Origin of the sequence: Aquabacterium sp. (assembly GCF_044226965.1) — a bacterium.
Taxonomy (GTDB): domain Bacteria; phylum Pseudomonadota; class Gammaproteobacteria; order Burkholderiales; family Burkholderiaceae_C; genus Pseudaquabacterium.
Genome location: NZ_JBGAGA010000007.1, coordinates 63179 through 86234, shown reverse-complemented (window position 1 = coordinate 86234; position 23056 = coordinate 63179). Strand labels below are relative to the sequence as shown.

Genomic DNA, 23056 nt, shown 5'->3' with positions numbered 1-23056 from the left:
GTGCTAGGCGCCGGGGCCGACATGCGCATCACCCATGACCAGCGCCTCGGCCGCGTCGTCGGTGAGCGAGCGGCCCTGCTCGACCAGGGCCTGGGCCTGGCCGGCCCCCAGCGCTGCCGAGGCGGCCGCCAGCACGCGCTCGAGTCCCGCTGCTTCCTGGTGCTCGAAGCGCAGCCCGCGCGATTCGTAGCTCTGCCGCGCGTAGCCCTGCAGCAGCGCCGCCGCGGCAAAGCGCTGCTCGGCCGCGGCCAGCTGGCTCAGCACGGGCATCAGCAGCGGCAGCGTGGCGAAGCGGCGCGCGGCCGCGAACTGCCGCGGCAGCAGCGCCTTCGCCTCGCCGACCCGGCCCAGCGCCAGCAGCGCCGAAGACAAGGCCCCGAGCGTCCACGGCAGGTTGCCATTGCGGCCGCTGCCGTCGAAGTCCAGGCGCGCGAGCAGGGCCCAGCCGCGCTCGACCGCCTCGGCATGCCGGCCCAGGCCGCTCAGGACATTGACGATGCTGGACTCGGCGGCATCGATCGTGTCCTGCATGCCGAGCTGCCGCGCCAGCACGACTTCGGACTCGCGGCAGGCCAGCATGGTGGCGAGGTCGCCGCGCATCAGCGCGGCACGGGCCAGGGCCCCCTGCACGCTCAGGCATTCGAAGGGCGGCAGGTCCGGCAGGGCGGCCGCCTGGGCCTGCAGCGCGGCGCAGGCCTCGGCCAGCTCGGCGTCGGCGGCCGTGATGCTGCGCACCCAGATCAGCGTTGCGCGCAGCAGCTGGCGCGGCTGCTGCAGCGGCTGCCACAGCGCCATCGCGCGGCGCGCGGCCAGCCGCGCGTCGGGGTCGCGGCGCATCGAGGCGGTGCGCGCGCGCTCGGTCCACCACGCGGCCTGCAGCGGCGCCGGCAGCGCCTGGCCGGCGGGCGCCTCCATCAACGGCGCCAGCGCCAGCAGCCAGTTGCCCGCTTCATGGCGCCACACGCTGAAGGTGGAGACAAGCGTGCCCTGCGTGCACAGCTGCGCGGCACTGCCGAGGTCATGGTCGCGCGCCCAGGCGATGGCATCGCGCGCGTTCTCCATCTCGGCCAGGCACAGGGCCTGCACCGGCGCGTTGCCGATGGCAAAGCGGCCGAACAGGCCCAGCACCGCCGCCGCATGGTGCCGGCGTGCGTCGGCCAGCTCACCGGCGCGCGCCAGCTGCTCGAGCGCGAAGGCCCGCATCGACTCCAGCAGCTGATAACGCGGCAGATCCCCGTCGCCCACGACCAGCAGCGAGCGGTCGGCCAGCGCCGCGAGGCCGTCGATGACGTCCCAGCGCGCGTCGCCCGCGTCGGCCATCAAGGCCACCGCCAGCTCGAGCGTGAAGCCCCCTGCGAACACGCCGAGGTGGCGGAACAGGCGCTGCTCGTCGTCGCCGAGCAGGCCGTAGCTCCATTCGAGCGCGTTGTGCAAGGTGCGATGACGCGCGGCCGCATCGCGGTGGCCGCGCGTGAGCAGGGCGAAGCGCTCCGCCAGCGCATCGTGCACGCCCTGCAGGCCGAGCAGCGGCACGCGCGCCGCGGCCATCTCCAGCGCCAGCGGCAGGCCATCGAGCTGGGCGCACAACGCGCGCAGTTGCGGCAGCGCGGCCGGCGTCACCGTGAAGCGATGGTCGGCCGCGACGATGCGCTCGACCAGCAGCGCCAGCGCGCCGTCACCGAGATGGGTGTCGACGTCCGGCAGGGCCAGAGGCTGCAGGCGCAGCACGCGCTCGCCGGCAATCGCCAGCGGCGCCTGGCTGGTCACCAGCAGCTGCACGCCGGCCAGTGGGCGCATCAGCGCGGCCAGCTCGGCGCAGGTGTCGATCAGGTGCTCGGCGTTGTCCAGCACCAGCAGCAGCGACTGCGTGCGCAGCGCGGCCACCAGCTGCGCCGGTGCATCGGCGTCGCCGCCGCTGAGTTGCAGGTCCAGCGCACGCGCCAGCGCAGCGGCCACCTGGCGGCCCTGCGCCAGCGCGGCCAGGTCGACCCACACGCTGCGGCCACGCCAGCGCGCCACGGCGGCGCGCGCCAGGCTGGTCTTGCCGACGCCCGCGCTGCCGACCAGCGTGACGCAGCCTTCGCCTGACAGCAGGGCTTCGAGCTGCGCGAGGTCCGAGTCGCGGCCGATCAGGCGATGGTGCGGGCGCGAGGACGCCCCCTTGGTCGCGGGCTCCGTCAGCGCCGGCGCCGGCGCAGGCGCAGGCGCGGACGACGGCGCGGACGACGGCGCGGCGGCCGCAGGCGCCGCGCCATCGTCCACCGCCGCCGCGAAACGGTAGCCGCGCCCCGGCACCGTGGCGATCAGCTCGCTGCCCAGCACCTTGCGCAGGTTGCTGATCTGCATCTGCAGGTTCGCCTCCTCGACGACCAGCCCGGGCCAGACGCGGTCGAGCAGTTCGTTCTTGCTCAGCAGGTGGTCGGGCCGCTCGGCCAGCACGATCAGCAGGTCGAGCGCACGCCGGCCCAGCGCGGCAGGCTGGCCGTCGACCAGCAGGCGGTGCTCGGCGGGCTGCAGCTCGAAGCGCAACGACGGGCCGAAGCGCAGCGTTGCGCTGGCGGCAGGCAGTGAAGGTTCGGTGTTCGGCAAGGCAGGGCGTTCCTGCCGCCGAGCTTACACGGCCCCTGGTGGGACTCTTTTGGCGATGTTTTGGACCTGCTTGAGGACGCCACACCGGGGTGGCCGCGACAGTTCGGTCATCCCTTCATCCACCCGGAATACCGTCATGAAAACCCTGCTTCGCCACACCTTGCTCGCCGCGGCCACGCTGTGGGCTGCCGGCGCCAGTGCCGCTGTCGTCACCCTGGGTGGCGTGTGCGACACCAGCTGCGACCAGCTCGGCCTGTCGGCGGGCGGCGCGGTGTCCGCCAGCTTCGACCTCGGCCCCGCCGCCATCGGCCCCAACCAGGCCCTGCACAAGGGCGACGTCAGCGCGTTCGCGATCCAGTTCGGCAACATCAGCTTCGGCAGCGACGACCTGACGAACTGGGACTTCTGGCTGCAGACCGACGCCAGCGGCGCGGTGGCCGGCTTCCAGTTCCTGGCCAGCTTCGGCAGCTCGTTCGCGAACCTCGGCGACTCGATCGACCTGCGCGGCGACCAGTGGTGGACCTCGCACCACGCAGTCTGCTTCGACGGCACGGCTGCCGCCCCTTGCGACTTCAGCGCGGCGAACTACTACGTCTATGCCGGCGAGTTCGAACACGGCAGCACTTCACTCAGCGTACAGGCGCAGTCCGTGCCGGAGCCGGCCTCGCTGGCCCTGGTCGGCGTGGCACTGCTGGCGCTGAGCCGGCGCCGGCCGATGGCGAAGGCCGCGCAGCCAGCGCGCGGCGGCTGATTACGACCATTGCAGCCGGCGGAATGCCGGCTTCCACCGCATGGCGCTTCACGGCGGGCCGCCGGTGCCGCACAGTGCGGGCTTCCGCCGCACCCTCCCGATGCCATGACCACCGAAGCCCGCCCGCCGCTGCCGCCCTTCACCCGCGAGACCGCGGTCCAGAAGGTGCGCCTGGCCGAAGACGCCTGGAACTCGCGCGACCCGAAACGCGTGTCGCTGGCCTACACGCCGGACAGCCAGTGGCGCAACCGCGCGGAATTCCCGGTGGGCCGCGAGCAGATCGTGGCCTTTCTCGAACGCAAATGGGCGCGCGAGCTGGACTACCGGCTGATCAAGGAGCTGTGGGCGCACGACGGCCACCGCATCGCGGTGCGCTTCGCCTACGAATGGCGTGACGATGCCGGCAACTGGTTCCGCAGCTACGGCAACGAGAACTGGGAATTCGATGGCAATGGCCTGATGGCACGGCGCCACGCCAGCATCAACGACAAGCCTATCGCCGAAAGCGAGCGGCTGTTCCACTGGCCGCAGGGCCGGCGGCCGGACGAGCACCCGGGGCTCAGCGCGCTGGGTCTCTGAACTCGGCGGGCTCGCCGTAGCGGGCGCGGTAGGCACCGGGCGATTCGCCGAACCAGCGCTTGCAGGCGCGGAAGAAGTTGCTCGGATCCTCGAACCCGAGCTGCTGCGCCACCTGCTTCAAGGAGTTGCGAGGCCGCTTCAGGTACACCTGCGCCAGCTCGCGCCGGGTGTCATCCAGCAGCTGCTGGAACGAGGTGCCTTCCTCGTGCAGGCGGCGCTGCAGCGTGCGGTCGCTCAGCTTCAGCGCCACGGCGGCCTGCTCGCGCCGCGGTTCGGCCTGGCTCAGCCGCGTGGCCAGGTAGTGGCGCACGCGCTGGCTGGTGCTGGCGCCGGACAGGCGTTCGAGCTCCTGCTCCACCAGGCGCTCATGCAGCGCGGCGATGGCGGCGTCGCGCGCCGGCAGCGGCAACGCCAGGTCGGCCCAGCGCAGCAGCGCGCGATTGGCCGCGCAGCCGTAGCGCACCGGGCAGCCGAACACGGCTTCGTGCAGCGCGGCATGCGGCGACGGCGGATCCACGAACTCCACCACTGCGGCGTTGAACTCGCGCCCGGTGATCCAGCTGCAGAAGCTCAGCATCGTCAACATGCCGAACTCCACCCGCTGCCGCGGCACCGGCCGCTCGCCGCCCAGGTGGCCCAGCACGAACCAGCAGCCCTGCGCTTCTTCGGTCAGCGCGAAGGTGGCGGCATTGCTCACCACGTCCATGTAGCGCTGCAGGCGCTGCAGGGCCTGCAGCAGCGTGGGGCAGGCCATCATCGCGTAGCCCACCACGCCAAGCTTGCCGTAGGTGGCCGCCCGTTCGCGGCTCAGGCCCAGCGTGGGCTTGCCCGAACGCTGCACCGCCAGCGTCCACAGCAGGCTCACGTCATCGATCGTGAAGCGGCCGGCCGGGTCCTCCAGCAGCCGCGGGTCGAGTCCCGCCTCTGCAAACAGCGCGCCGATGTCCAGGCCCTCGGCCACGAACATGTCGATCACGCCCCGCACCCAGGCCGAAGAACTGGTCCGCTCGATCACCCGATTCGCTCCTGCACTGGTACTGCAACGCCAGCGTTGTGGCCGTCTTCGGCCACTGTGTCCACCCAGGCCGATTTCTAGAATGAAATTCGCCCCCTTCGCAGAGGGGAAACACCCGCCATTCGATCAGGAGACACACCATGGCCTTGCGCCCGGGGTTGGGACGCCTTTTTCTCGCCACGCTCACGGCCTGCGCCGCAGCCCTCGGCGGCTGCGGCGGCAACGGCGATGCGGCATCGCCCACGTTGCGTGACACCGCCTACGGCATGGTGCAGGGCAGCGAGCTGAGCACCGGTACGTGGGCCTGGAAAGGCCTGCCCTATGCCAAGGCGCCGGTCGGCGCGCTGCGCTGGAAGGCGCCGGTGGAGCCCGACAGCTGGAACGGCACGATCCGTCCCGCCACGCAGTTCGGCAATGCCTGCGTGCAGTACGGCCGCATCTACGGCCCCGGCGCGAACAACACCTACGACGCGACCATCGGCACCACGCTGAACCAGGCCGTCGGCAGCGAGGACTGCCTGTACCTGAACATCTGGCGCCCGGCCACCGGCGACGACAAGCTGCCGGTGATCGTGTTCATCCACGGCGGCAGCAATGTCTCGGGCTACACCGCCGATCCGGTGTACGACGGCGCGACGCTGGCCAAGACCGCCAACGCGGTGGTGGTGAGCGTCAACTACCGCCTCGGCATCTTCGGCTGGCTGAACCTGCCGCAGCTCAAGGATGGCAGCAGCGCCAACGACGACTCGGGCAATTTCGCGACGCTGGACACCATCCAGGCACTGCGCTTCATTAACCGCAACATCGCCAACTTCGGCGGCGACCCCGGCAACGTGACGGTCACCGGCCAGTCGGCCGGCGCGATCAACGTCTATGCGCTGATGACCTCGCCGCTGATGGTCAATGCCAGCCCGAAGCTGATGCACCGCGCAGTGGCGATGAGCGGCGGCATCTCGCTGGCCAGCAACCTGCCGCCCGGCAGCCTGCCGACGCTGAACCCCGCAACCACGGCGCTGGCCCAGGGCAACGCACTGCTGCAGCAGCAGCTGATTGCCGACGGCCTGGCCACCGACGTGGCCTCGGCCAATGCCTACATCGCCACGCAGACCAAGGCGCAGCTGGCCGCTTACTTGCGGAGCAAGAGTCCCGCCGCGCTGCTGGGTACGCTGCTGGGCAGGCTGGCCGCGCTGGGGCTGGCCGGATCGGGCCCGATCCCCGAAGGCACGGTGCTGCCGGTCGACCCGGTGGCCAGCATCAATGCCGGCAACTACCTGAAGGTGCCCTTCATTGCCAGCAACACGCGTGACGAGGCCAAGCTGTTCCCGACCTTCCTGGCGCTGTCCCCGGCACTCGGCGGCGTCAGCGGCCGGCTGGTCAGCGACGCCACGCTGTTCAGCAACCACTTCGGCTACAACCCGAACGCCGCGCCCACCACCACCGTGCAGCAGTGGATCCCGACGCAGTACCTGCCGGTGACCACGCCGGTCACGGGTTTCAATGCCCGCACCGACCTGCTGAACACCATCTTCTTCATCGCCAGCCGCAACAACGTGATGGCGGCACTGAAGGCGCAGCAGCCCGCCAGCGTCTGGTACTACCGCTTCGACTGGGACGAGGAGCCGGCGCCCTGGAACGACATCTACGGCGCGGCGCACGCCTTCGACCTGCCCTTCATGTTCGGCAACTTCGGGCCTTCGCTGTTCTCGAACGTGGCCAACAGCACCGCCAACCAGGCCGGGCGCCTGGCACTGTCGGACGCGATGATGAAGAGCCTGGGCGCCTTCGCGCGCAGCGGCGACCCGAACACCGGCGCGCTGGGCGTCACCTGGCCGACCTGGCCGGCGCAGCTGCTGTTCGACGCTTCGGCCACGGCCAAGGCGATCACCGTCCAGCCTTGAGGTCCCACCGGCGCCGGGCCTCGCACCGAGGCCGGCGCCGCGCGGTGGCTACACGATGCGGTTGCGCCCGTGGCCGGCCCAGTACTTGTCGCGCAGGCCCTTCTTGTAGAGCTTGCCGGTGGGCAGCCGCGGCATCTCGTCGATGAAGTCGACCGACTTCGGGCACTTCAGCGGCGCCAGGTGCTCGCGGCAGAACGCGATCAGCTGCTGCGCGAGGGCCTCGTCGGCCACCACGCCGGGCATGGCCTGCACCACGGCCTTGACCTCTTCGCCCAGGTCCTCGTTCGGCACGCCGAACACCGCGGCGTCGGCCACCTGCGGGTGGGTGATCAGCAGGTTCTCGCATTCCTGCGGGTAGATGTTGACGCCACCGCAGATGATCATGAAGGTCGAGCGGTCGGTGAGGTACAGGAAGCCGTCCTCGTCGAGGTAGCCGACGTCGCCCACCGTCGTCATCGTGCCGTCGGCGCTGCGCGTGGCCTGCGTGCGCTCGGGGTCGTTGAAGTAGACGAAGGGCGTGGCGGTCTTGAACCACAGCTCGCCGGGCTGGCCCTGCGGCAGCGGCTGCATGTCCTCGCCCAGGACGCTCAGTTCGCCCAATAGCACCCGGCCGACCGTGCCGCGGTGGGTCAGCCATTCGCCGCTGTTGCAGGCGGTGAAGCCCAGGCCTTCGGTGGCGCCGTAGTACTCGTGGATGATCGGCCCCCACCAGGCGATCATCTGCTCCTTCACCGGTACCGGGCAGGGCGCGGCGGCGTGCACCGCGATCTTCAGCGACGACAGGTCGTAGTGTCCGCGCAGCTCGCCGGGCAGCTTGAGCATGCGGCTGAACATCGTCGGCACCAGCTGGGTGTGGGTGATGCGGTGGCGCTCGACCAGCGCAAGGTACTGCTGGGGGTCGAAGTGCTCCATGATCACCACGGTGCCGCCGTGCCGGATGGTCACGCCGACATTGGCCTGCGGCGCCGAGTGGTACAGCGGCGCCGGCGAGAGGTAGCGCATGCCCTCTTCGCACTGCCACAGCTTGCTCAGGAAGTGGAACAGCGGCAGCGGCTGCGAAGGGGGGTTCTCCGGCAGCGGCCGCAGGATGCCCTTGGGCCGGCCGGTGGTGCCGGACGAATACAGCATCGCCGTGCCCAGCCATTCATCGGCGATCGGCGTGGCGGGATACGCCGCGGTGGCCGCGGCGAAGTCGACCAGGCGCTCGTCGTCCAGCGCGCGCACGGCGTCGCCGCCGTCGACGACCAGGCAGCGCTGGATGCGCGGGCACAGCGCCAGTGCCGCGCGCGCCACCGTCAGCTTCGATGCCGAGGTGATCAGCAGCCGCGACTGGCTGTTGTCCAGGATGTAGGCCAGTTCCTCGGCGGTGAGGTAGGAGTTGATGCAGGTGCAGTACAGCCCCGATCGCTCGCCCGCCCCGCAGCTTTCCAGGTAGCGGTGGTTGTTCTCCATGAACACCGCGTAGTGGTCCAGCCGCTGCAGGCCTTCGGCGCGCAGCAGGTGGGCCAGGCGGTTGGTGCGGGCTTCGTATTCGGCATAGGTCACCGTCTCGCCGCTGCTGGCCATGATGAAGGCGGGGCGGTCGGGATGCTGCGCGAAGCGGTGTCCGGCGTACATGCGGGTCTCCTGCCGATGAACTTTTGAAGGGGCGACTCGATGCTAAGCTGGCCCGCCCCATCCGCATGGCAGGAGACACCCGCATGGACAGCATCGTGCGACGCCAGACCCTCAGCGACCTGCTGCGCCGCAGCGCCGCGCGCCATCCGCACAAGCTGGCCGTGGCCTGCGGCGACACGCGCTGGACCTATGCCGAGTTCGATGCCATCACCAGCCGCCTGGCCGCCGGCCTGGCCGCGCAGGGTGTGGCCAAGGGCACGCGGGTGGCGCTGCTGGCGCGCAACTCGCATGGCTTCGCGGCGATGCGCTTCGCGCTGGCGCGGCTGGGCGCGGTGCTGGTGCCGATCAACTTCATGCTCAAGGCCGAAGAGGTGGCCTACATCCTGCGCCACGCCGGCGCCACGCTGCTGGGCACCGACAGCGGCCTGGCCGCGCTGGCCCGTTCCGCGGCGGCACTGGACACGCAGGTCAAGCAGCTGCTGTGGCTGCCGGCCGAGGACCCGAGCGAAGCGGAAGCCGGCATGCTCGATTTCCGCACGCTGGCCGCGTGCACCGACGCACCGCCGCGCGTCGAGCTGCGGCCCGACGACCTGCTGCAGATCGTCTACACCAGCGGCACCGAATCGTCGCCGAAGGGCGCGATGCTGACGCACGACGCGGTGCTGTGGCAGTACGTCAGCTGCCTGGTCGATGCCGGCATCTCGGGCGACGACCTCACGCTGCATGCATTGCCGCTGTACCACTGCGCGCAGTTGGACGTGTTCTTCGGCCCGGCCCTCTACGCCGGCGGCTCGAACATCGTCACGTCGAAGCCGGTGCCGGACAACCTGCTGCCGCTGATCGAGAAGCACCGCATCACCTCGTTCTTCGCGCCGCCCACGGTGTGGATCGCGCTGCTGCGCTCGCCGCTGTTCGAGCGCACCGACCTCTCCAGCCTGCGCAAGGGCTACTACGGCGCGTCGATCATGCCGGTGGAGGTGCTGCGCGAACTGGCCGCCCGGCTGCCGCAGGTACGGCTGTGGAACCTGTACGGCCAGACCGAGATCGCGCCGCTGGCCACGATGCTCGGCCCCGAGGACCAGCTGCGCAAGCCGGGCTCCTGCGGCCGCGCGGTGCTGAACGTCGAGACCCGCGTCGTCGACGATGCGATGCGCGACGTGGCGCCTGGCGAGGTGGGCGAGATCGTGCACCGCTCGCCGCACCTGATGCTGGGCTACTTCCACGACGACGAGCGCACGGCCGCGGCCTTCGAGGGCGGCTGGTTCCATTCCGGCGACCTGGCCACCATCGATGCCGAGGGCTACATCACGGTGGTCGACCGCAAGAAGGACATGATCAAGACCGGCGGCGAGAACGTGGCCAGCCGCGAGGTCGAGGAAGCGATCTACAAGCTGCCGCAGGTGAGCGAGGTGGCGGTGATCGGCGTGCCGCACCCGCGCTGGGTGGAAGCGGTGGTGGCGGTGATCGTCGTCAAGGCCGGCCAGCAACTGGACGAGGCCCAGGTGCTGGCGCATTGCCAGGCCCACATCGCCGGCTTCAAGACGCCGAAGGCGGTGGTGTTCGCCGACGCGCTGCCGAAGAACCCCAGCGGCAAGCTGCTGAAGCGCCAGCTGCGCGAGCTGCACACCGGCGTGTTCGCGCAGCGCTGAGTCAGGCGACGCGGACTTCGCTTTCGAAGAGATAGCCGGCCAGCGCCTGCTCGATGGCCGGCACCGCGTCGCGCGCGCGGGCCGGCAGCGTGATCGCCAGCTTCATGCCGCGGCGCCCGCCTTCGCGCGCGACCACCGTGGCATCGGCCAGCGCGAAGTCCTGCGCCAGCAGGTCCTGCACGCGACGTGCGGCCGCGTCGCAACGCAGGCTGGGCTTGTAGATCTTGCCCACCGAAGTGAGCGGAATCGCATCGACGACGTGGATGCGCTTGGGCCAGGCCGGCCGCTCGCCGATGGTCTGCTGCGCATGGTCCTGCAATTCGTGCTCGCTGGCGCTGGCGCCGGGCTTCAGCGCCACGTAGCACACCGGCAGCTCGCCGGCATAGGCGTCGGGCATGCCCACCGCGGCGGCCAGCGCCACGGCCGGGTGCGTGGCCATCGCGTTCTCGATCATCAGCGGGTCGATGTTGTGGCCGCTGCGGATGATCAGGTCCTTCGCGCGGCCGGCGATGTGCACGCGGCCCTGCTCGTCGGTGAACCCTAAGTCGCCGCTGTTGAGCATGCCGTCGCTGAAGATGCCTTCGTTGTGCTCCGGATTGCGGTAGCCGGGCGACACATGCGGCCCGCGCACGGTGATGACGCCGATCTCCAGCGGCGCGCACACCTCGCCGAGCCGCCCGCTGGCTTCGAGCTTGCGCACCTCCACCCGCGTGTACGGCAGCGGCCAGCCCACCGAGCCCGGCCCGCCGGTGCCGGCCACCGGGTCGATGGCGATCAGGCCCGAAGCCTCGGTCATGCCGTACACCTCGGACAGCTGGTGACCGGTCCGCGCCACGAAGCGCTCGCGCACCGCCGGCGGCAGCGAGGCTGCGCCGGTGAAGCCGGCGCGCACCGCGCTCAGGTCCAGCCCGTCCATCGGCGACTCGAGCACCGCGCCGATCGAGGTGGGCACCGCGCCGACCAGCGTGGCCCGGTATTGCGCGGCGATGCGCCAGAAGCCCTGCACCATGGCCGGGTTGCGCAGGCCGCCAGGCGACAGGATCACCAGGCCGATGCCGGCCATGAAGGCGCTGAGCGCGCAGAAGATCGTGCCGCCGACATGGAACAGCGGCAAGGTGGCGGTCAGCGTGTCGGTCGGCTTCATGTCGGCCAGCACCGCGCCGCCGAGGGCCGCGACCAGCTGGCTGCGGTGCGTGTGCGCCACCAGCTTGGGCACGCCGGTGGTGCCGCCGGTGTGGAAGTAGGCCGCCACGTCGCCGTCGCGCCCCGGCTCGCCGAACGTGAGGCGGTCGTCGGGCTGCGCCATCAGCGCGGCATGGAAGTCGACGACCCCCTCTTCCAGCGGCGTGCCGGGTGCGGCCACCCGCACCAGCACCAGGCCCGGCACCTGCTCGCGCAACGCCAGCGCCTTCTGCCAGATGTCCAGCACCGGGTGCGGCCCCAGCGCGACCAGGATGCGCGCGCCGGAGGCCTTCAGCAGCCCGGCGATGTGCTCGGGCTGCAGCAGGAAGTTGATCGGCACCGCGTAGCCCGCGCATTCGGCGCCCCACAGCGTGGCATGGGTCTCGACCAGGCTGGGCAGCATGTAGGCCACGCCAGGTCGCTCGCCGCCCAGCGCGGCGAAGGCGTTGGCGGCGCGGCGCACCAGGCCCAGCAGCTCGCGGTAGCTGACACGGCGCGGTACCTCGTCCGGCGCGCCGGTGTGCAGCATCGTGATGGCGGTGTGATCGGGATGGCGCGCGGCACTGCCGATGAAGACGTCGAGCACGCTGCGCTCGGGCAGGCGCTGGTCGAGCGGCATCTCGGCCTCGAAGCGTGCGATGTCCTCGCGCGTGGCGATCGGGAATTCGGAGGTGAGGATGGCCATGGCGTCGAGACCTCGCAGCGGCTGGAGTAGCCGCGAGCATCGCCGCAAGACAGGTCAGGCCGCAGCGGGGTTTTCCCAAGCGCACGCCGCGGATCCGGCTGTCGCCGGTCCGCCGGCGTGGCCCCCTTGGGGGGAGGCGCCGCAGGCGCCCCGGGGGGAACCTATCACCAGGGCTTGTCCGCGGTCATCTGCCCGATCGGAAGCCCGGTGATAAGCTCCCCCGCCCGTCCGACCACCACAACCGAGGAGACCTCCATGCCCGGTCTGCTGCCCGATATCGACCCCGATGGCCTGCTGGAATACTCGGTGGTCTACACCGACCGCGCGCTCAACCACATGTCGCAGAAGTTCCAGCGCGTCATGCGCGACATCTCCGGCGTGCTCAAGGAGGTCTACCACGCGCGCTCGGCCGTCATCGTGCCCGGCAGCGGCACCTTCGGCATGGAAGCGGTGGCGCGCCAGTTCGCCACCGACCAGCGCGTGCTGGTGCTGCGCAATGGCTGGTTCAGCTACCGCTGGACGCAGATCTTCGACATGGGCCGCATCCCGGCCGAGCAGCAGGTGCTGAAGGCCAAGCCGGTGGCGGCCGCGCGCCAGTCGCCGTTCGCGCCGGCGCCCATCGACGAGGTGGTGGCCACCATCCGCACGCAGAAACCGGCCGCGGTGTTCGCACCGCATGTCGAGACTTCCTCCGGCATGCTGCTGCCCGATGCGTATCTCAAGGCCGTGGCCGATGCGGTGCACGAGGTCGGCGGGCTGTTCGTGCTGGACTGCATCGCCTCCGGCGCGGTGTGGGTCGACATGCAGGCCACCGGCGTCGACGTGCTGGTCAGCGCGCCGCAGAAGGGCTGGAGCGGTTCGCCCTGCTGTGCGTTCGTGATGCTGAGCGAGCGCGCCCGAGCGGCGATCGACGCCACCACCAGCACCAGCTTTGCGGCCGACCTGAAGAAGTGGCTGCAGATCATGGAAACCTACGAAGGCGGCGGCCACGCGTACCACACCACGATGCCCACCGATGCGCTGACCCGCACCCGCGACGTGATGCTGGAGACCCGCGCCTACGGCTTCGACAAGCTGTGCGCCGAGCAGTGGGAGCTGGGCCGGCGCGTGCGCGCGCTGCTGGCCTCGCACGGGCTGCGCAGCGTGGCGGCCGAGGGCTTCCAGGCCCCCGGCGTGGTGGTGAGCTACACCGACGACGATGCGCTGTCGACCGGCAAGGCCTTCCTCGGCGTGGGCGTGCAGGCCGCTGCCGGCGTGCCGCTGCAGTGCGACGAGCCGGCCGACTTCAAGACCTTCCGCCTCGGCCTGTTCGGGCTGGAGAAGCTCGGCCATGTCGACCGCGCCGTCGCCAACCTGGACAAGGCCCTGACGCAGATCCTGGGCGGCCAGGCACGCGCCGCGGCGTAGCGCGTCAATCCCGCGGGGGGTACAGCCCCTGCACCGCGATGCAGTAACGCAGCCCGATGTACGGGTTGCGAATCGGCATCGGCTGGCCGTTGCCGGCCTGGCCCACCGTGATGGCGCTGGCGCCCATCGCCACGTTGGCCGGCTGGTTGCTGTAGACGTTCGACCGCGCCAGCTGGGCCGGCACGGCGCCGGTGGGCATGTCGGTATTGCCCGCCGCGGCCAGGCCGTTCAGCGTGGCCGGGTGGGTGTGCGGCGGCATCTGCTGCTGGGTGATCGTGACGTTCTCGACCCCGGCCATCTCGCCCAGCACCACCGGCGCCAGCCCGGCCCCCTGGCCGATGTGCACTGGCACACGGCTTTGGATGTTAGGCAGGTTGAAGGTGGTGGTGCCGTTGCCGCCGTAGGTGGTGCCCACCAGCGAGAACAGCGCGCTGTTCTGCGCGATGCTCATGACCTGGCCGTTGGTCTCCAGGTAACCGCGCGGGCAGTACGTGGCGGCGGTGATGCAGATGGAAGCCATGTACGGCTCGGCGCTGCAGGTGGCATGGGCGGCGCTGGCCAGCAGGGACGCTGCCAGCACGCCGGTGGCGCGCGCCAGGAGGGAGGTGCTGCGCTTCATGGTCATGCTCCCTGCCCTGCGGCTTCGGCAGCGGTATCCCGCTGGCCGCGGCGGCGCGACACCGGCCGCGAGGCCACCAGCGACACCAGTCCCAGCAGCGCCAGCGGCAGGCTGCCGGGCAGCGGCACGGTGTTGGGGTTGTCGTTGCCGCCGGTCACGCTGTCGATCCGCAGGAACGCATTCAGGTCGGCCGAGTAGCTGCCGGCCTGGAAGGTGCCGCCGCGCTGGCGCTGCAGCGCGCTGAAGCTGCTGCTCTGGCCCGGCGCCAGCGTGATCGCGAAGGTGTCGTTCGCGCTGTCCATCGTGAAGTTGCTGCTGACGTTCACGGTGTCGACCCGATGGTCCGAGAACAGCACCTCGACGTTCGACGGGTCGCGCACGCTGATGTCGGAGTAGGCGAACGCATCGGCACCGCTGGCCGCCACCGTGTTGGTGATCAGCGCGCGGAAGGTGATCGTGAAGGTGTCGGTCAGCGAGTTGTTGGTCAGGTTCAGCAGGAAGTCGGCAAAGATGCCGTCGGTCTGGCTGGTGCCGCCGGTGGACGTGCCGTTCATGCTGAAGTGCGCACCGATGCCGTCGTTGATGTCGGTCAGGCTGCCCGAGGCCACGCCGCTGCCGATGCTGGACGGCGTGTCGGTGAAGCTGGCCGAGGTCACGACCCCGCCGGTCACCCGTTGCAGCGTGCCGCTCTGGTGGGCCGAGCCGACCGGAGTGAGCGAATTGACGGTGTCCAGCGTGACGCTGCCGGTGATCGACAGGCTGCTGGAAATTGGCACCGCCCAGGCGCTGCTGCCAACGAGCATGGCAGCGGCCAGGAATGCGCTTCGCGCGTACTTCACTTGCATGATGGAACCCCCTGATTTACGGCGTTAGACAGCCGAGCCCGCAGCGTAGGCCGCGATGCCGCCCGCCAGAAGGGCGAAGCGGAATAGTTACGGGCGGCGCACCCCCTCGATCAGGGGGGTGTCCGCAGCGGCCCGACAATGCGCGTTTCACGCCGCCTTCGAGACCCCGCCGATGCCCGACCTCGTCTTCATCCAGCCCGATGGCAGCGAACAGGGCTTCGAAGCGCCCGAGGGCATCAGCGCGATGCAGGCCGCCACCGGCTTCGGCGTGCCGGGCATCGTGGCCGATTGCGGCGGCCAGGCCATCTGCGCCACCTGCCATGTCTACGTGGACCCGGCCTGGGCCGCCCGCCTGCCCGCCCCTGCCGCCGACGAACTGGCGATGCTCGACTGCACCGCGGCCGAGCGCCGACCGACCAGCCGGCTCGCGTGCCAGATCCGGCTTGATGCCGGCCTGCAGGGGCTGGTGCTGCATGTTCCTGAATTCCAGCAATGAAACCGCCCCGCGACCATGAGTGAACTTTCGACCGACCCCCTCGTCATCATCGGCGGCGGCCATGCCGCGGCCCAGCTGTGCGCGGCCCTCCACGAGGCCGGCCAGGCACGCGGCGTGCACCTCGTCTGCGAGGAAGCCGAACTGCCCTACCAGCGCCCGCCGCTGTCCAAGTCCTTCCTGAAGTCGGCGCAGGAGACCCTGGCGATCCACCGCCCCGAGGCCTGGTATGCGGATGCCGGCATCACGCTGCACCGCGCCGACCCGGCGCTGGCCATCGACCGCGCGGCGCGCCGCGTGCGCCTGCGCTCCGGCGCCGAGCTGCCCTACGGCCGCCTGGTGCTGGCCACCGGCGCGCGCCCGCGCCACCTGCCCGGCCTGCCGGCGGAGCTGGCCAATGTCGCCGCGCTGCGCACGGCCGCCGACGCGCTGCGCCTGCGCGACCAGCTCCATGCCGCGGCCAGCGTCACGGTGCTGGGCGGCGGCTTCATCGGCCTGGAGATCGCCGCCACCGCGCGCGCGCTGGGCAAGCCGGTGACCCTGCTCGAATCGATGCCACGGCTGCTGAGCCGCGGCCTCTCGGCCGAGATGGCCGAGCATGTGCTGGCCACCCACCGCGGCAACGGCCTCGTGCTGCGCCTGGGCGTGCGCGTCGGCGGCTTCGAGCACGACGGCACGCGGCTGCAGGCGCTGCAGGTCGATGGCGAGCGTCTGCCGGTGGACCTGCTGGTGCTGGGCATCGGCGCGGCGCCGGAAACCACGCTGGCCGCCGCGGCCGGCCTGGCGGTGGACAACGGCATCGTCGTCGACAGCCTGATGCACACCAGCGACCCGGCGATCCTGGCCGTCGGCGACTGCTGCAATTTCCCCGAGGCCGGCACCGGCCGCCGGCTGCGGCTGGAATCGGTGCAGAACGCCAACGACCAGGCCCGCACGGCGGCGGCCACGCTGCTGGGGCGAGAAGCGCCTTACCGCGCACTGCCCTGGTTCTGGTCCGACCAGGGCGGCCTGAGGCTGCAGATGGCCGGCCTGGTGCCCGCCGAGGGCAGCCGCCACCGCCGCCCGGGCGCCACGCCGGCCAGCTTCTCGATCCTGCACTACGTGGGCGACAAGCTGGTGTGCGTGGAGAGCGCCAACGCGCCGCTGGACCACATGGCCGCGCGCAAGCTGCTCGAAGCGGGCCTGAGCCCGGCGCCGGCCCAGGCCTGCGATCCTGCCGTGGCGTTGAAGAGCCTGCTGCCAGCTAACTGACGAAAACGCCGGCGCCTCAGGTTCCATCGGTTTTGGCCGATATCGGAACTTGCGCCACTCGCCGACCCGCCAGGATGAGTACCGTCTACGACGCCACCCATGTCGCCGCCAGCGCCAACCCGCACATCGACGCCCTGCTGGGTGAGCTGATCAACTGGAACCTGCTGACGCCGGTCGACGGGCACGCACCCGGCGCCCTTTACTTCAGCTTCAAGATCGATGCAGGCGTGATCGCGGCCGCCCCGGCCGGCACACCGCTGGCCTTCAGCACCGACCAGCAGACGGCCGCGCGCACGCTGCTGAGCTACTGCAGCAGCGTGACCGGCATCGTCTTCGTCGAGACGTCCGATGCCGCGCTGGCCGACCTCCACTTCGCCAACGAGAACCTGGCTGGCGCCGACACCATCGGCCTCACGCAGCTCGGCTGGCTGATCGGCACGGCCGGCAACACCTTGCTGGACCTGAGCGGCGACGCCTACGTTTTTCTCGATGATGCCGAGTGGCAGCGGACCACCACCACCCTCCGGAAGGGTGGCAGGGGCTACGAGACGCTGCTGCACGAGATCGGCCACGCGCTCGGCCTGCAGCACCCCTTCGAAGGCAGCGTGCGGCTGCCGGCCAGCGAGGACGACACCAATCACACGGTGATGTCCTACCACGACGCTGGTGACCTCAAGTCGGTCTTCCAGGACTATGACCTGCAGGCCTTGAACTGGCTGTACGGCGGCGATGGCCTGGGGGGCACCTGGGGTGCCGGCTCGGCCCAGGGCCTGTCGACCCTGGCTCATCCGGCCGGACCGGCGGCCGGCGACCTGACCGGGCCCCGCCTGCTGGACGATTCGGCCAAGGCCTCGGGCGTGAAGCTCACCGCCGACATGGCAGTGCTGCTCTACTTTGACGAGCTGGTCCGCCCGGGCAGCGGCCGCATCGAGATACGCACCACCAGCGGCGTCCCGGTGGCCAGCCTGGACATCGCCGACACGCACGCGCTGCAGTTCCTCGGTTCCACGCTCACACTGCCGTCGGGCCTGTTCCGGTATGCAGCCGTGTCCTACGAGATACGCATACCGGGCTCCGCCGTCGTCGACCTGGCCGGAAATGCGATGGCGCAGGAGGCCCGCCTGACCGTCTCTTCGCAGATGACGCTCGCACCGCCCAGCTACAGGACTGGCGGCCCCGGCAACGACCGGATCGGCGGCAGCCCGGGCGACGACAGCCTCCGCGGTGGCGCTGGCGACGACACCCTGATCGGCGGTGTCGGCACGGACAGCCTCGATGGCGGCGATGGCATCGACACGGCGAACTACATCTTCTCGTCGCGGTCCGACTATTGGGTGTTGCACAAGGGCGCCAACTGGATCGTCGCCGGCAAGAACGGCATCAGCGGGCTGGACACGCTGACCGACATCGAGCGCCTGCACTTCGACGACGACAAGACACAGCTCGCGCTGGACCTCGATGGCCATGCCGGCACGGCGGTGCGCTTGATCGGCGCGCTGCTCGGACCGAGCCAGCTGCACGACCCTGCCATCGTCGGCCTCGGCATCGGCCTGGTTGACAGCGGCATGGACAGCGCGAGCATCGCGGCGCTGGCGATCGGCAGCGAGGCCTTTGCCGCGCTGGCAGGCTCGCGCAGCAACACGGACGTGGTGCGCTGCCTGTACGGCAACGTGGTCGGCGTAGCGCCCGATGCCGTGACCCTTCAGCGTTACGTCGGCCTGCTGGACAGCGGTGAGTTCACGCAGGCTTCGCTGGCCGTGATGGCCGCGGAGTCCGACATGAACGCCCAACACATCGACCTTGCGGGACTGTCCGACACCGGCATCGAGTACCTGCCCTGGTCCGGCTGAGCATCGCGGCCGCCTCTGGACAGCCGGTAGCGCCGGCAACAAGGCCGACACACACCCGCGCGACGATGGCACGCATCGAGCCTTGTCGCCGTGCGATGCTCCGCTGGTGCGGCGTGGCCGGTGATGGCGAGGAGGTGGCCGATGACGGATCGATCGTGGCAGCGCCGGGTGCTGACGCTGCTCAGCGCCTCGATGCTGCCCTGCGCCGGCTGCGCCCTGGTGCAGCCGGTCGCGCCCTGGCAGAAGGGCGCGCTGGCCAAGCCGGCGATGAGCTTCGAGGCCGACCGGCTCGAGGCGGCCTTCGGCGAGCATGTCTACAGCAGCAAGGAAGCTGCCTCGGGCGGCACCGGGGTCGGGGGCGGCGGCTGCGGCTGCAATTGATCGCCCCCCCCCGACGCCCGCCGACGCCCGCCATTGCCGATGACTGCCGCGCTGCCGCCACCGCCCGACATGCCCGGCGCGCCCCCCGCCGGCTTCACGCCGCTGGGCCTGGGGCTGCTGGCCGCCGCGCTGGCGCTGCCGGCGGTGCAGCCGGCGCGCGCCGACACGCCGCCCGAGCGCGCCAGCCTGAGCTTGCGGCAGCTCGACTACGTGGATAGCCAGCCCGACGCCGAACGCGTGCGGGTGCGCGCGCCAGCGCTGTCGCTGCTGCTGCCAATCGGCAGCCGCTGGTCGCTGCAGGCCGGCGCCGTGTCCGATGCGATTTCCGGCGCATCGCCCACGTACCACACGTCCGGCCTGAAGCCGCTGCACGACCACCGCCGCGCCGGCGACCTGGGGCTGACGCACTATTTCGACGACTGGACCGTGACGGTGGCCGGCAACGTGTCCAGCGAATCGGACTACTTCTCGCGCGGCCTGTCGCTGCAGGCCGACTGGTCCAGCGAAGACCGCAACACCCGCTGGGCCGGCGGACTCAGCGCTTCCAGCGACCGCATCGATCCGGTCAACCGCGTGGTGGTGGACGAGCGCAAGCGCAGCACCGATCTCTTCCTGGGCCTCACGCAGGTGCTGAGCCCGGTCGACCTCGTGCAGCTGAACCTGGGCCACAAGCAGGGTCGCGGCTACTTCTCCGACCCGTACAAGATCTTCGACAGGCGCCCGCGCGAACGCCGGCAAAGCACCCTGCTGCTGCGCTGGAACCACCACGTCGAGGCGCTGAACGGCAGCGCGCGCATGGCATGGCGCTATTACGACGACAGTTTCGGCATCCGCGCTCACACGCTGACACTGGAATACGTGCAGCCCCTGCCCGCGGGCTTCAGCGTCACGCCGCTGCTGCGGCTGTACACGCAGAGCGCCGCGCGCTTCTACCTGGATGCCGACCCGAGCGCGGCGCCCTTCGTGCCGCAGCCGCCGGCCGATGCCCTGTACTACTCGCAGGACCAGCGCCTGTCCGCCTTCGGCGCCGCGACGCTGGGCCTGAAAGTGGCCTGGCAGCCGCATGCCGAGTGGACCCTCGACGCGAAGTTCGAGCAGTACCGCCAGCGCGGCCGCTGGCGCCTGTTCGGCAGCGGCAGCCCGGACCTGGCACCCTTCAACGCGCGGACGCTGCAATTTGGCGTCAGCTGCCTGTTCTGAATCGCCCCCTGCCATGAACCCGGTCCTGCACGTTCCCTTCGAGGCGATGGCCTGCCACTGCGAGATCGCGCTCGCCGGCCTGCCGGACGAAGCCAGCAGCCGCGCGCTGGCCGCGCAGGCGATTGCCGAGGTCCGGCGCATCGAGACCAAGTATTCGCGCTACCGTGCCGACAGCATCGTCTCGCGCATCAACGCCGCGGCCGGCGGCGATCCGGTGGCCTGCGACGACGAAACGCTGTCGCTGCTGGACTATGCGAACTCGATGCACCAGTCCAGCGGCGGACTGTTCGACATCACCTCGGGCGTGCTGCGCCGGGCCTGGAACTTCAAGCAGCCGCGCGTGCCGACCGAGGCCGAACTGGCGCCACTGCGCGCGCTGATCGGCTGGCCCGAGGTGCAGCGCGACGGTGCGCTGCTGCGCCTGCCGCGCGCCGGCATGGAGCTCGACTTCGGCGGCTTCGGCAAGGAATACGCGGCCGACCGCGCCGGGGCGCTGCTGGCCACGCAGGGCCTGCGACATGGCTACGTCAACCTGGGCGGCGATTTCCGCGTGATCGGCCCCAAGCCCGACGGCAGCCCGTGGATGATGGGTATCCAGCACCCGCGCCAGCGCGGCGCGCTGGTGGCGACGATTCCGGTCAGCCAGGGTGGCCTGGCCACCAGCGGCGACTACGAGCGCTTCTTCGAACTCGACGGCCGGCGCTACTGCCACATCCTCGACCCGCGCAGCGGCATGCCGGTGACGCAGTGGCAGACCGTCAGCGTGCTGGCGCCGCTGGCGCTGGTGGCCGGCCACTGCAGCACGGTGGCGATGCTGCTGCAGGCCGAAGGCCTGCGCTTCCTGGAGGCCAGCGGCATGGACTACCTGGCCGTCGACCAGCAAGGCCACATCCACCTGAAGGACGCGGCCACGCCAGCGGCGGCGCAGCCCGGCGTGACGGGGTCGACGCCATGACGATCGGCACCGCCGGCAACGACAGCTGGACCATCATCAACCCCGGCTCCTACCTGATCGACGGGCTGGGCGGCACCGACACCGTCTCGCTCGGCACCTCGACGCGAGCGGCCTACACCCTCACGCAGGGCGGCGATGGCGCGGTCGAGATCGACGCGATCTCCGGCGCCAGCGCCTCGCTGCACATCACGCTGTACAACGTCGAGCGGCTGGTGCTGGACAGCGGTCGCGACGTGATCGACCTGAGCACCTTCTTCGGGCCGGCCATGATCGTCGGCGGGGCCGGCAACGACAGCTTCAGCGCCCCCGCGGCGAGCCAGAACTACGACGGCAGTGGCGGCATCGACACCGTGGTCTTCGCGCAGCCGCGCGCGGCCTATGCGCTGGCGCTGTCGACGGGCGCCGACGTGGTCAGCACCGGCAGCCTGCGCTACGAACTCGCCAACGTCGAGCGCCTGCGCTTCAACGATGTCCAGCTGGCGCTGGACCTCGACGGCCACGCCGGCCAGGTGGCCAAGCTGCTCGGTGCGGTGTTCGGCGCCGAAGCGGTGGCCAACCCGGCCTACGTGGGCATTGGCCTGCAGCTGGCCGACGGCGGCACGTCCTACGAAGCGCTGGGACAGCTGGCGCTCGATGCGCAGCTGGGCCCGAATGCCAGCGCGCAGGCCGTGGTCACGTTGCTGTACACCAACGTGGTCGGTGTCGCGCCCGGCCCGGCGGACCTGGCCTTCTATGTCGGCCTGCTCGAGGCCCAGACCTTCACGCCCGGCGCATTGGCGGTGCTGGCCGCCGACACCGACCTGAACCAGGCGCACATCGACCTGGTCGGGCTCGCGCACACCGGGCTTGCCTTCGCGTAGAGTGCTCGGGAACCCTTGCTGCCCGTGGCCTGACTGATGCGCGCCTTCCATCGATTCCTGTTGCCTGCCGCCTGTGCGCTGGGCTTGCTGCTCGCCGGTTGCGGCGGCGGCGGCAGCGCCAGCCCGCCCCCCGAGCCCGAAGAGCCGATCATCGAGACCGTCGGCCCCGGGCAGTTCAAGTCCGCCGCCGCGCTGAAGACGATCAGCACCGCGCAGATCGCCGAGGCGATCCGCAGCGCCGGCAACCGCGCGCCGCAGATCACGCCACGCTATGCGGTGAACACCTACAAGCTGGAATACCTGACGCTCGACAGCAATGCCAGGGAGATCCTGGCCTCGGCGCTGGTGAGCGTGCCGGTGAAGGCCACCGGTGCGAAGAGCCCGGTGCTGAGCTACCAGCATGGCACGTTGTTCCGCAACGACGAGGCGCCGAGCAACCACGCCACGCCCGACGAGGCGGCGGTGATCATGGCCTCGCTCGGCTACATCGTCGTGGCCGCTGACTACGTGGGTTATGGCAGCTCGCAGGGCGCGCCGCATCCCTACCTGCTGTCGGCGCCGTCGGCCTCGGCCGTGCTGGACCTGCTGACCGCGGCGAAATACTGGCGCCAGAAGAACAAGGTGCCGGACAACAAGCAGCTGATGCTGGTGGGCTACTCCGAAGGCGGCTACGTGACGATGGCCGCGCACCGCGCACTGCAGGCCGGCAACCACGCGCAGAAGGCGCAGCTGCTGGGCTCGGTGCCCGGCGCCGGCCCCTACCAGCTGGAAGCGACGCTCGATGCGCTGCTGCACCTGGTGCGCGAGGACAACCCGCTGATCGCCGCGCTGCTGAACCCGGGCCTGCTGAAGAACCTGGGCGGCGCCCTGCGCCGCGAGGTGCGCGACCAGCTGCTGAAGAAGGCGCTGCCGGACGACGCCGACGTGGTGTTCGATCCCACTTTCATCGACAACTACCTGGCCGACGACACCGCCGCGATCGAGCGCATGAGCAATGTGCACGCCTGGAAGCCCGAGCTGCCGGTGCGCCTGTACCACGGCCGCGACGACAGGACGGTGCCGTATGCCAGCGCCACCGTCACGCTGGCGGAGATGAAGTCGCGTGGCGCGCCCGACGTCACGCTCACCGACTGCCCGGCGGTGCCGGCCGGGCACCTCGAATGCGTGGTGCCCTACTGGGACTTCATGGTCGGGCAGCTGGCGCTGGTGGCCAGGGACCTCTGACCGGGT

19 protein-coding genes are annotated in these 23056 nt (G+C 70.7%); 13 read left to right on the top strand and 6 right to left on the bottom strand.

Features of this window, described 5'->3' with window-relative positions; genetic code table 11:
• Nucleotides 1-3: 3 nt before the first annotated feature.
• Nucleotides 4-2589 (bottom strand): ATP-binding protein, encoded by a 2586-nt coding sequence (locus tag ACILR4_RS05130; protein ID WP_395699760.1) that lies wholly within the window; start codon nt 2587-2589, stop codon nt 4-6.
• A gap of 136 nt (nt 2590-2725) precedes the next feature.
• On the opposite strand from ACILR4_RS05130, the gene ACILR4_RS05125 reads away from it, so the two are divergent.
• Together ACILR4_RS05125 and ACILR4_RS05120 are read left to right on the top strand one after the other, a co-directional pair.
• Complete coding sequence (locus ACILR4_RS05125) at nt 2726-3340, top strand: PEP-CTERM sorting domain-containing protein (RefSeq protein ID WP_395699759.1); 615 nt, start codon at nt 2726-2728, stop codon at nt 3338-3340.
• A 105-nt stretch (nt 3341-3445) separates the two neighbouring features.
• A complete protein-coding gene (locus tag ACILR4_RS05120; protein ID WP_395699758.1) occupies nt 3446-3919 on the top strand; it encodes a DUF1348 family protein in 474 nt (157 codons plus the stop codon).
• Here ACILR4_RS05120 and ACILR4_RS05115 read toward each other — a convergent pair.
• Nucleotides 3900-4934 (bottom strand): AraC family transcriptional regulator, encoded by a 1035-nt coding sequence (locus ACILR4_RS05115; protein WP_395699757.1) that lies wholly within the window; start codon nt 4932-4934, stop codon nt 3900-3902. The genes ACILR4_RS05120 and ACILR4_RS05115 overlap by 20 nt on opposite strands.
• A 140-nt stretch (nt 4935-5074) precedes the next feature.
• Between ACILR4_RS05115 and ACILR4_RS05110 the strand changes: the two genes are divergently transcribed.
• A complete protein-coding gene (locus ACILR4_RS05110) occupies nt 5075-6832 on the top strand; it encodes a carboxylesterase/lipase family protein (RefSeq protein WP_395699756.1) in 1758 nt (585 codons plus the stop codon).
• A gap of 48 nt (nt 6833-6880) precedes the next feature.
• Here the strand turns inward: ACILR4_RS05110 and ACILR4_RS05105 are convergent, their stop codons facing one another.
• Nucleotides 6881-8449: an AMP-binding protein gene (locus tag ACILR4_RS05105; protein ID WP_395699755.1), complete on the bottom strand. Its 1569-nt coding sequence runs from the start codon at nt 8447-8449 to the stop codon at nt 6881-6883.
• Nucleotides 8450-8532: 83 nt separating this feature from the next.
• Between ACILR4_RS05105 and ACILR4_RS05100 the strand changes: the two genes are divergently transcribed.
• Complete coding sequence (locus ACILR4_RS05100) at nt 8533-10098, top strand: acyl-CoA synthetase (RefSeq protein ID WP_395699754.1); 1566 nt, start codon at nt 8533-8535, stop codon at nt 10096-10098.
• Nucleotide 10099: 1 nt separating this feature from the next.
• Here ACILR4_RS05100 and ACILR4_RS05095 read toward each other — a convergent pair whose 3' ends face one another.
• Nucleotides 10100-11965: an AMP-binding protein gene (locus ACILR4_RS05095; RefSeq protein ID WP_395699753.1), complete on the bottom strand. Its 1866-nt coding sequence runs from the start codon at nt 11963-11965 to the stop codon at nt 10100-10102.
• A 255-nt stretch (nt 11966-12220) separates the two neighbouring features.
• On the opposite strand from ACILR4_RS05095, the gene ACILR4_RS05090 reads away from it, so the two are divergent.
• The gene (locus ACILR4_RS05090) at nt 12221-13372 is read left to right on the top strand and encodes an aminotransferase class V-fold PLP-dependent enzyme (RefSeq protein ID WP_395699752.1); all 1152 of its coding nucleotides are present in this window, start codon (nt 12221-12223) and stop codon (nt 13370-13372) included.
• Nucleotides 13373-13376: 4 nt separating this feature from the next.
• On the opposite strand, the gene ACILR4_RS05085 is transcribed toward ACILR4_RS05090, so the two are convergent.
• A complete protein-coding gene (locus ACILR4_RS05085; protein WP_395699751.1) occupies nt 13377-13991 on the bottom strand; it encodes a phage tail protein in 615 nt (204 codons plus the stop codon).
• A 2-nt stretch (nt 13992-13993) separates the two neighbouring features.
• Entirely contained in the window at nt 13994-14794 is an 801-nt protein-coding gene (locus ACILR4_RS05080) for a hypothetical protein (protein ID WP_395699750.1), read from the bottom strand.
• Nucleotides 14795-15008: 214 nt separating this feature from the next.
• On the opposite strand from ACILR4_RS05080, the gene ACILR4_RS05075 reads away from it, so the two are divergent.
• The 8 genes from ACILR4_RS05075 (at nt 15009) to ACILR4_RS05040 (ending at nt 23050) form a co-directional block, all read left to right on the top strand.
• On the top strand, nt 15009-15332 hold the full coding sequence (locus tag ACILR4_RS05075; RefSeq protein WP_395699749.1) for a 2Fe-2S iron-sulfur cluster-binding protein: 324 nt from the start codon (nt 15009-15011) through the stop codon (nt 15330-15332).
• A gap of 15 nt (nt 15333-15347) precedes the next feature.
• Nucleotides 15348-16580, top strand: a complete 1233-nt coding sequence (locus tag ACILR4_RS05070; RefSeq protein ID WP_395699748.1) for an NAD(P)/FAD-dependent oxidoreductase — start codon at nt 15348-15350, stop codon at nt 16578-16580.
• A 74-nt stretch (nt 16581-16654) separates the two neighbouring features.
• Nucleotides 16655-18430, top strand: a complete 1776-nt coding sequence (locus ACILR4_RS05065; RefSeq protein ID WP_395699747.1) for a matrixin family metalloprotease — start codon at nt 16655-16657, stop codon at nt 18428-18430.
• A 141-nt stretch (nt 18431-18571) separates the two neighbouring features.
• A complete protein-coding gene (locus tag ACILR4_RS05060) occupies nt 18572-18811 on the top strand; it encodes a DUF4266 domain-containing protein (RefSeq protein ID WP_395699746.1) in 240 nt (79 codons plus the stop codon).
• A gap of 39 nt (nt 18812-18850) precedes the next feature.
• Nucleotides 18851-20011 (top strand): DUF3570 domain-containing protein, encoded by a 1161-nt coding sequence (locus ACILR4_RS05055; RefSeq protein ID WP_395699745.1) that lies wholly within the window; start codon nt 18851-18853, stop codon nt 20009-20011.
• A gap of 13 nt (nt 20012-20024) precedes the next feature.
• On the top strand, nt 20025-20966 hold the full coding sequence (locus tag ACILR4_RS05050) for an FAD:protein FMN transferase (protein WP_395699744.1): 942 nt from the start codon (nt 20025-20027) through the stop codon (nt 20964-20966).
• Nucleotides 20963-21826, top strand: coding sequence for a hypothetical protein (locus ACILR4_RS05045; RefSeq protein WP_395699743.1), 864 nt, complete (start codon nt 20963-20965; stop codon nt 21824-21826). Before ACILR4_RS05050 ends, ACILR4_RS05045 begins: the two co-directional genes overlap by 4 nt.
• Before the next feature lie 60 nt (nt 21827-21886).
• Nucleotides 21887-23050, top strand: a complete 1164-nt coding sequence (locus tag ACILR4_RS05040) for a lipase family protein (protein ID WP_395699742.1) — start codon at nt 21887-21889, stop codon at nt 23048-23050.
• Nucleotides 23051-23056 lie beyond the last annotated feature (6 nt).

Excerpts from the sequence above, each read along its gene's own strand:
- ACILR4_RS05125 (WP_395699759.1), top strand. The coding sequence starts at position 2,726 with ATGAAAACCCTGCTTCGCCACACCTTGCTCGCCGCGGCCACGCTGTGG.
- ACILR4_RS05120 (WP_395699758.1), top strand. The coding sequence starts at position 3,446 with ATGACCACCGAAGCCCGCCCGCCGCTGCCGCCCTTCACCCGCGAGACC.
- ACILR4_RS05110 (WP_395699756.1), top strand. The coding sequence starts at position 5,075 with ATGGCCTTGCGCCCGGGGTTGGGACGCCTTTTTCTCGCCACGCTCACG.
- ACILR4_RS05105 (WP_395699755.1), bottom strand. The coding sequence starts at position 8,449 with ATGTACGCCGGACACCGCTTCGCGCAGCATCCCGACCGCCCCGCCTTC.
- ACILR4_RS05100 (WP_395699754.1), top strand. The coding sequence starts at position 8,533 with ATGGACAGCATCGTGCGACGCCAGACCCTCAGCGACCTGCTGCGCCGC.
- ACILR4_RS05095 (WP_395699753.1), bottom strand. The coding sequence starts at position 11,965 with ATGGCCATCCTCACCTCCGAATTCCCGATCGCCACGCGCGAGGACATC.
- ACILR4_RS05090 (WP_395699752.1), top strand. The coding sequence starts at position 12,221 with ATGCCCGGTCTGCTGCCCGATATCGACCCCGATGGCCTGCTGGAATAC.
- ACILR4_RS05085 (WP_395699751.1), bottom strand. The coding sequence starts at position 13,991 with ATGAAGCGCAGCACCTCCCTCCTGGCGCGCGCCACCGGCGTGCTGGCA.
- ACILR4_RS05080 (WP_395699750.1), bottom strand. The coding sequence starts at position 14,794 with ATGCTCGTTGGCAGCAGCGCCTGGGCGGTGCCAATTTCCAGCAGCCTG.
- ACILR4_RS05075 (WP_395699749.1), top strand. The coding sequence starts at position 15,009 with ATGCCCGACCTCGTCTTCATCCAGCCCGATGGCAGCGAACAGGGCTTC.
- ACILR4_RS05070 (WP_395699748.1), top strand. The coding sequence starts at position 15,348 with ATGAGTGAACTTTCGACCGACCCCCTCGTCATCATCGGCGGCGGCCAT.
- ACILR4_RS05065 (WP_395699747.1), top strand. The coding sequence starts at position 16,655 with ATGAGTACCGTCTACGACGCCACCCATGTCGCCGCCAGCGCCAACCCG.
- ACILR4_RS05060 (WP_395699746.1), top strand. The coding sequence starts at position 18,572 with ATGACGGATCGATCGTGGCAGCGCCGGGTGCTGACGCTGCTCAGCGCC.
- ACILR4_RS05055 (WP_395699745.1), top strand. The coding sequence starts at position 18,851 with ATGACTGCCGCGCTGCCGCCACCGCCCGACATGCCCGGCGCGCCCCCC.
- ACILR4_RS05050 (WP_395699744.1), top strand. The coding sequence starts at position 20,025 with ATGAACCCGGTCCTGCACGTTCCCTTCGAGGCGATGGCCTGCCACTGC.
- ACILR4_RS05045 (WP_395699743.1), top strand. The coding sequence starts at position 20,963 with ATGACGATCGGCACCGCCGGCAACGACAGCTGGACCATCATCAACCCC.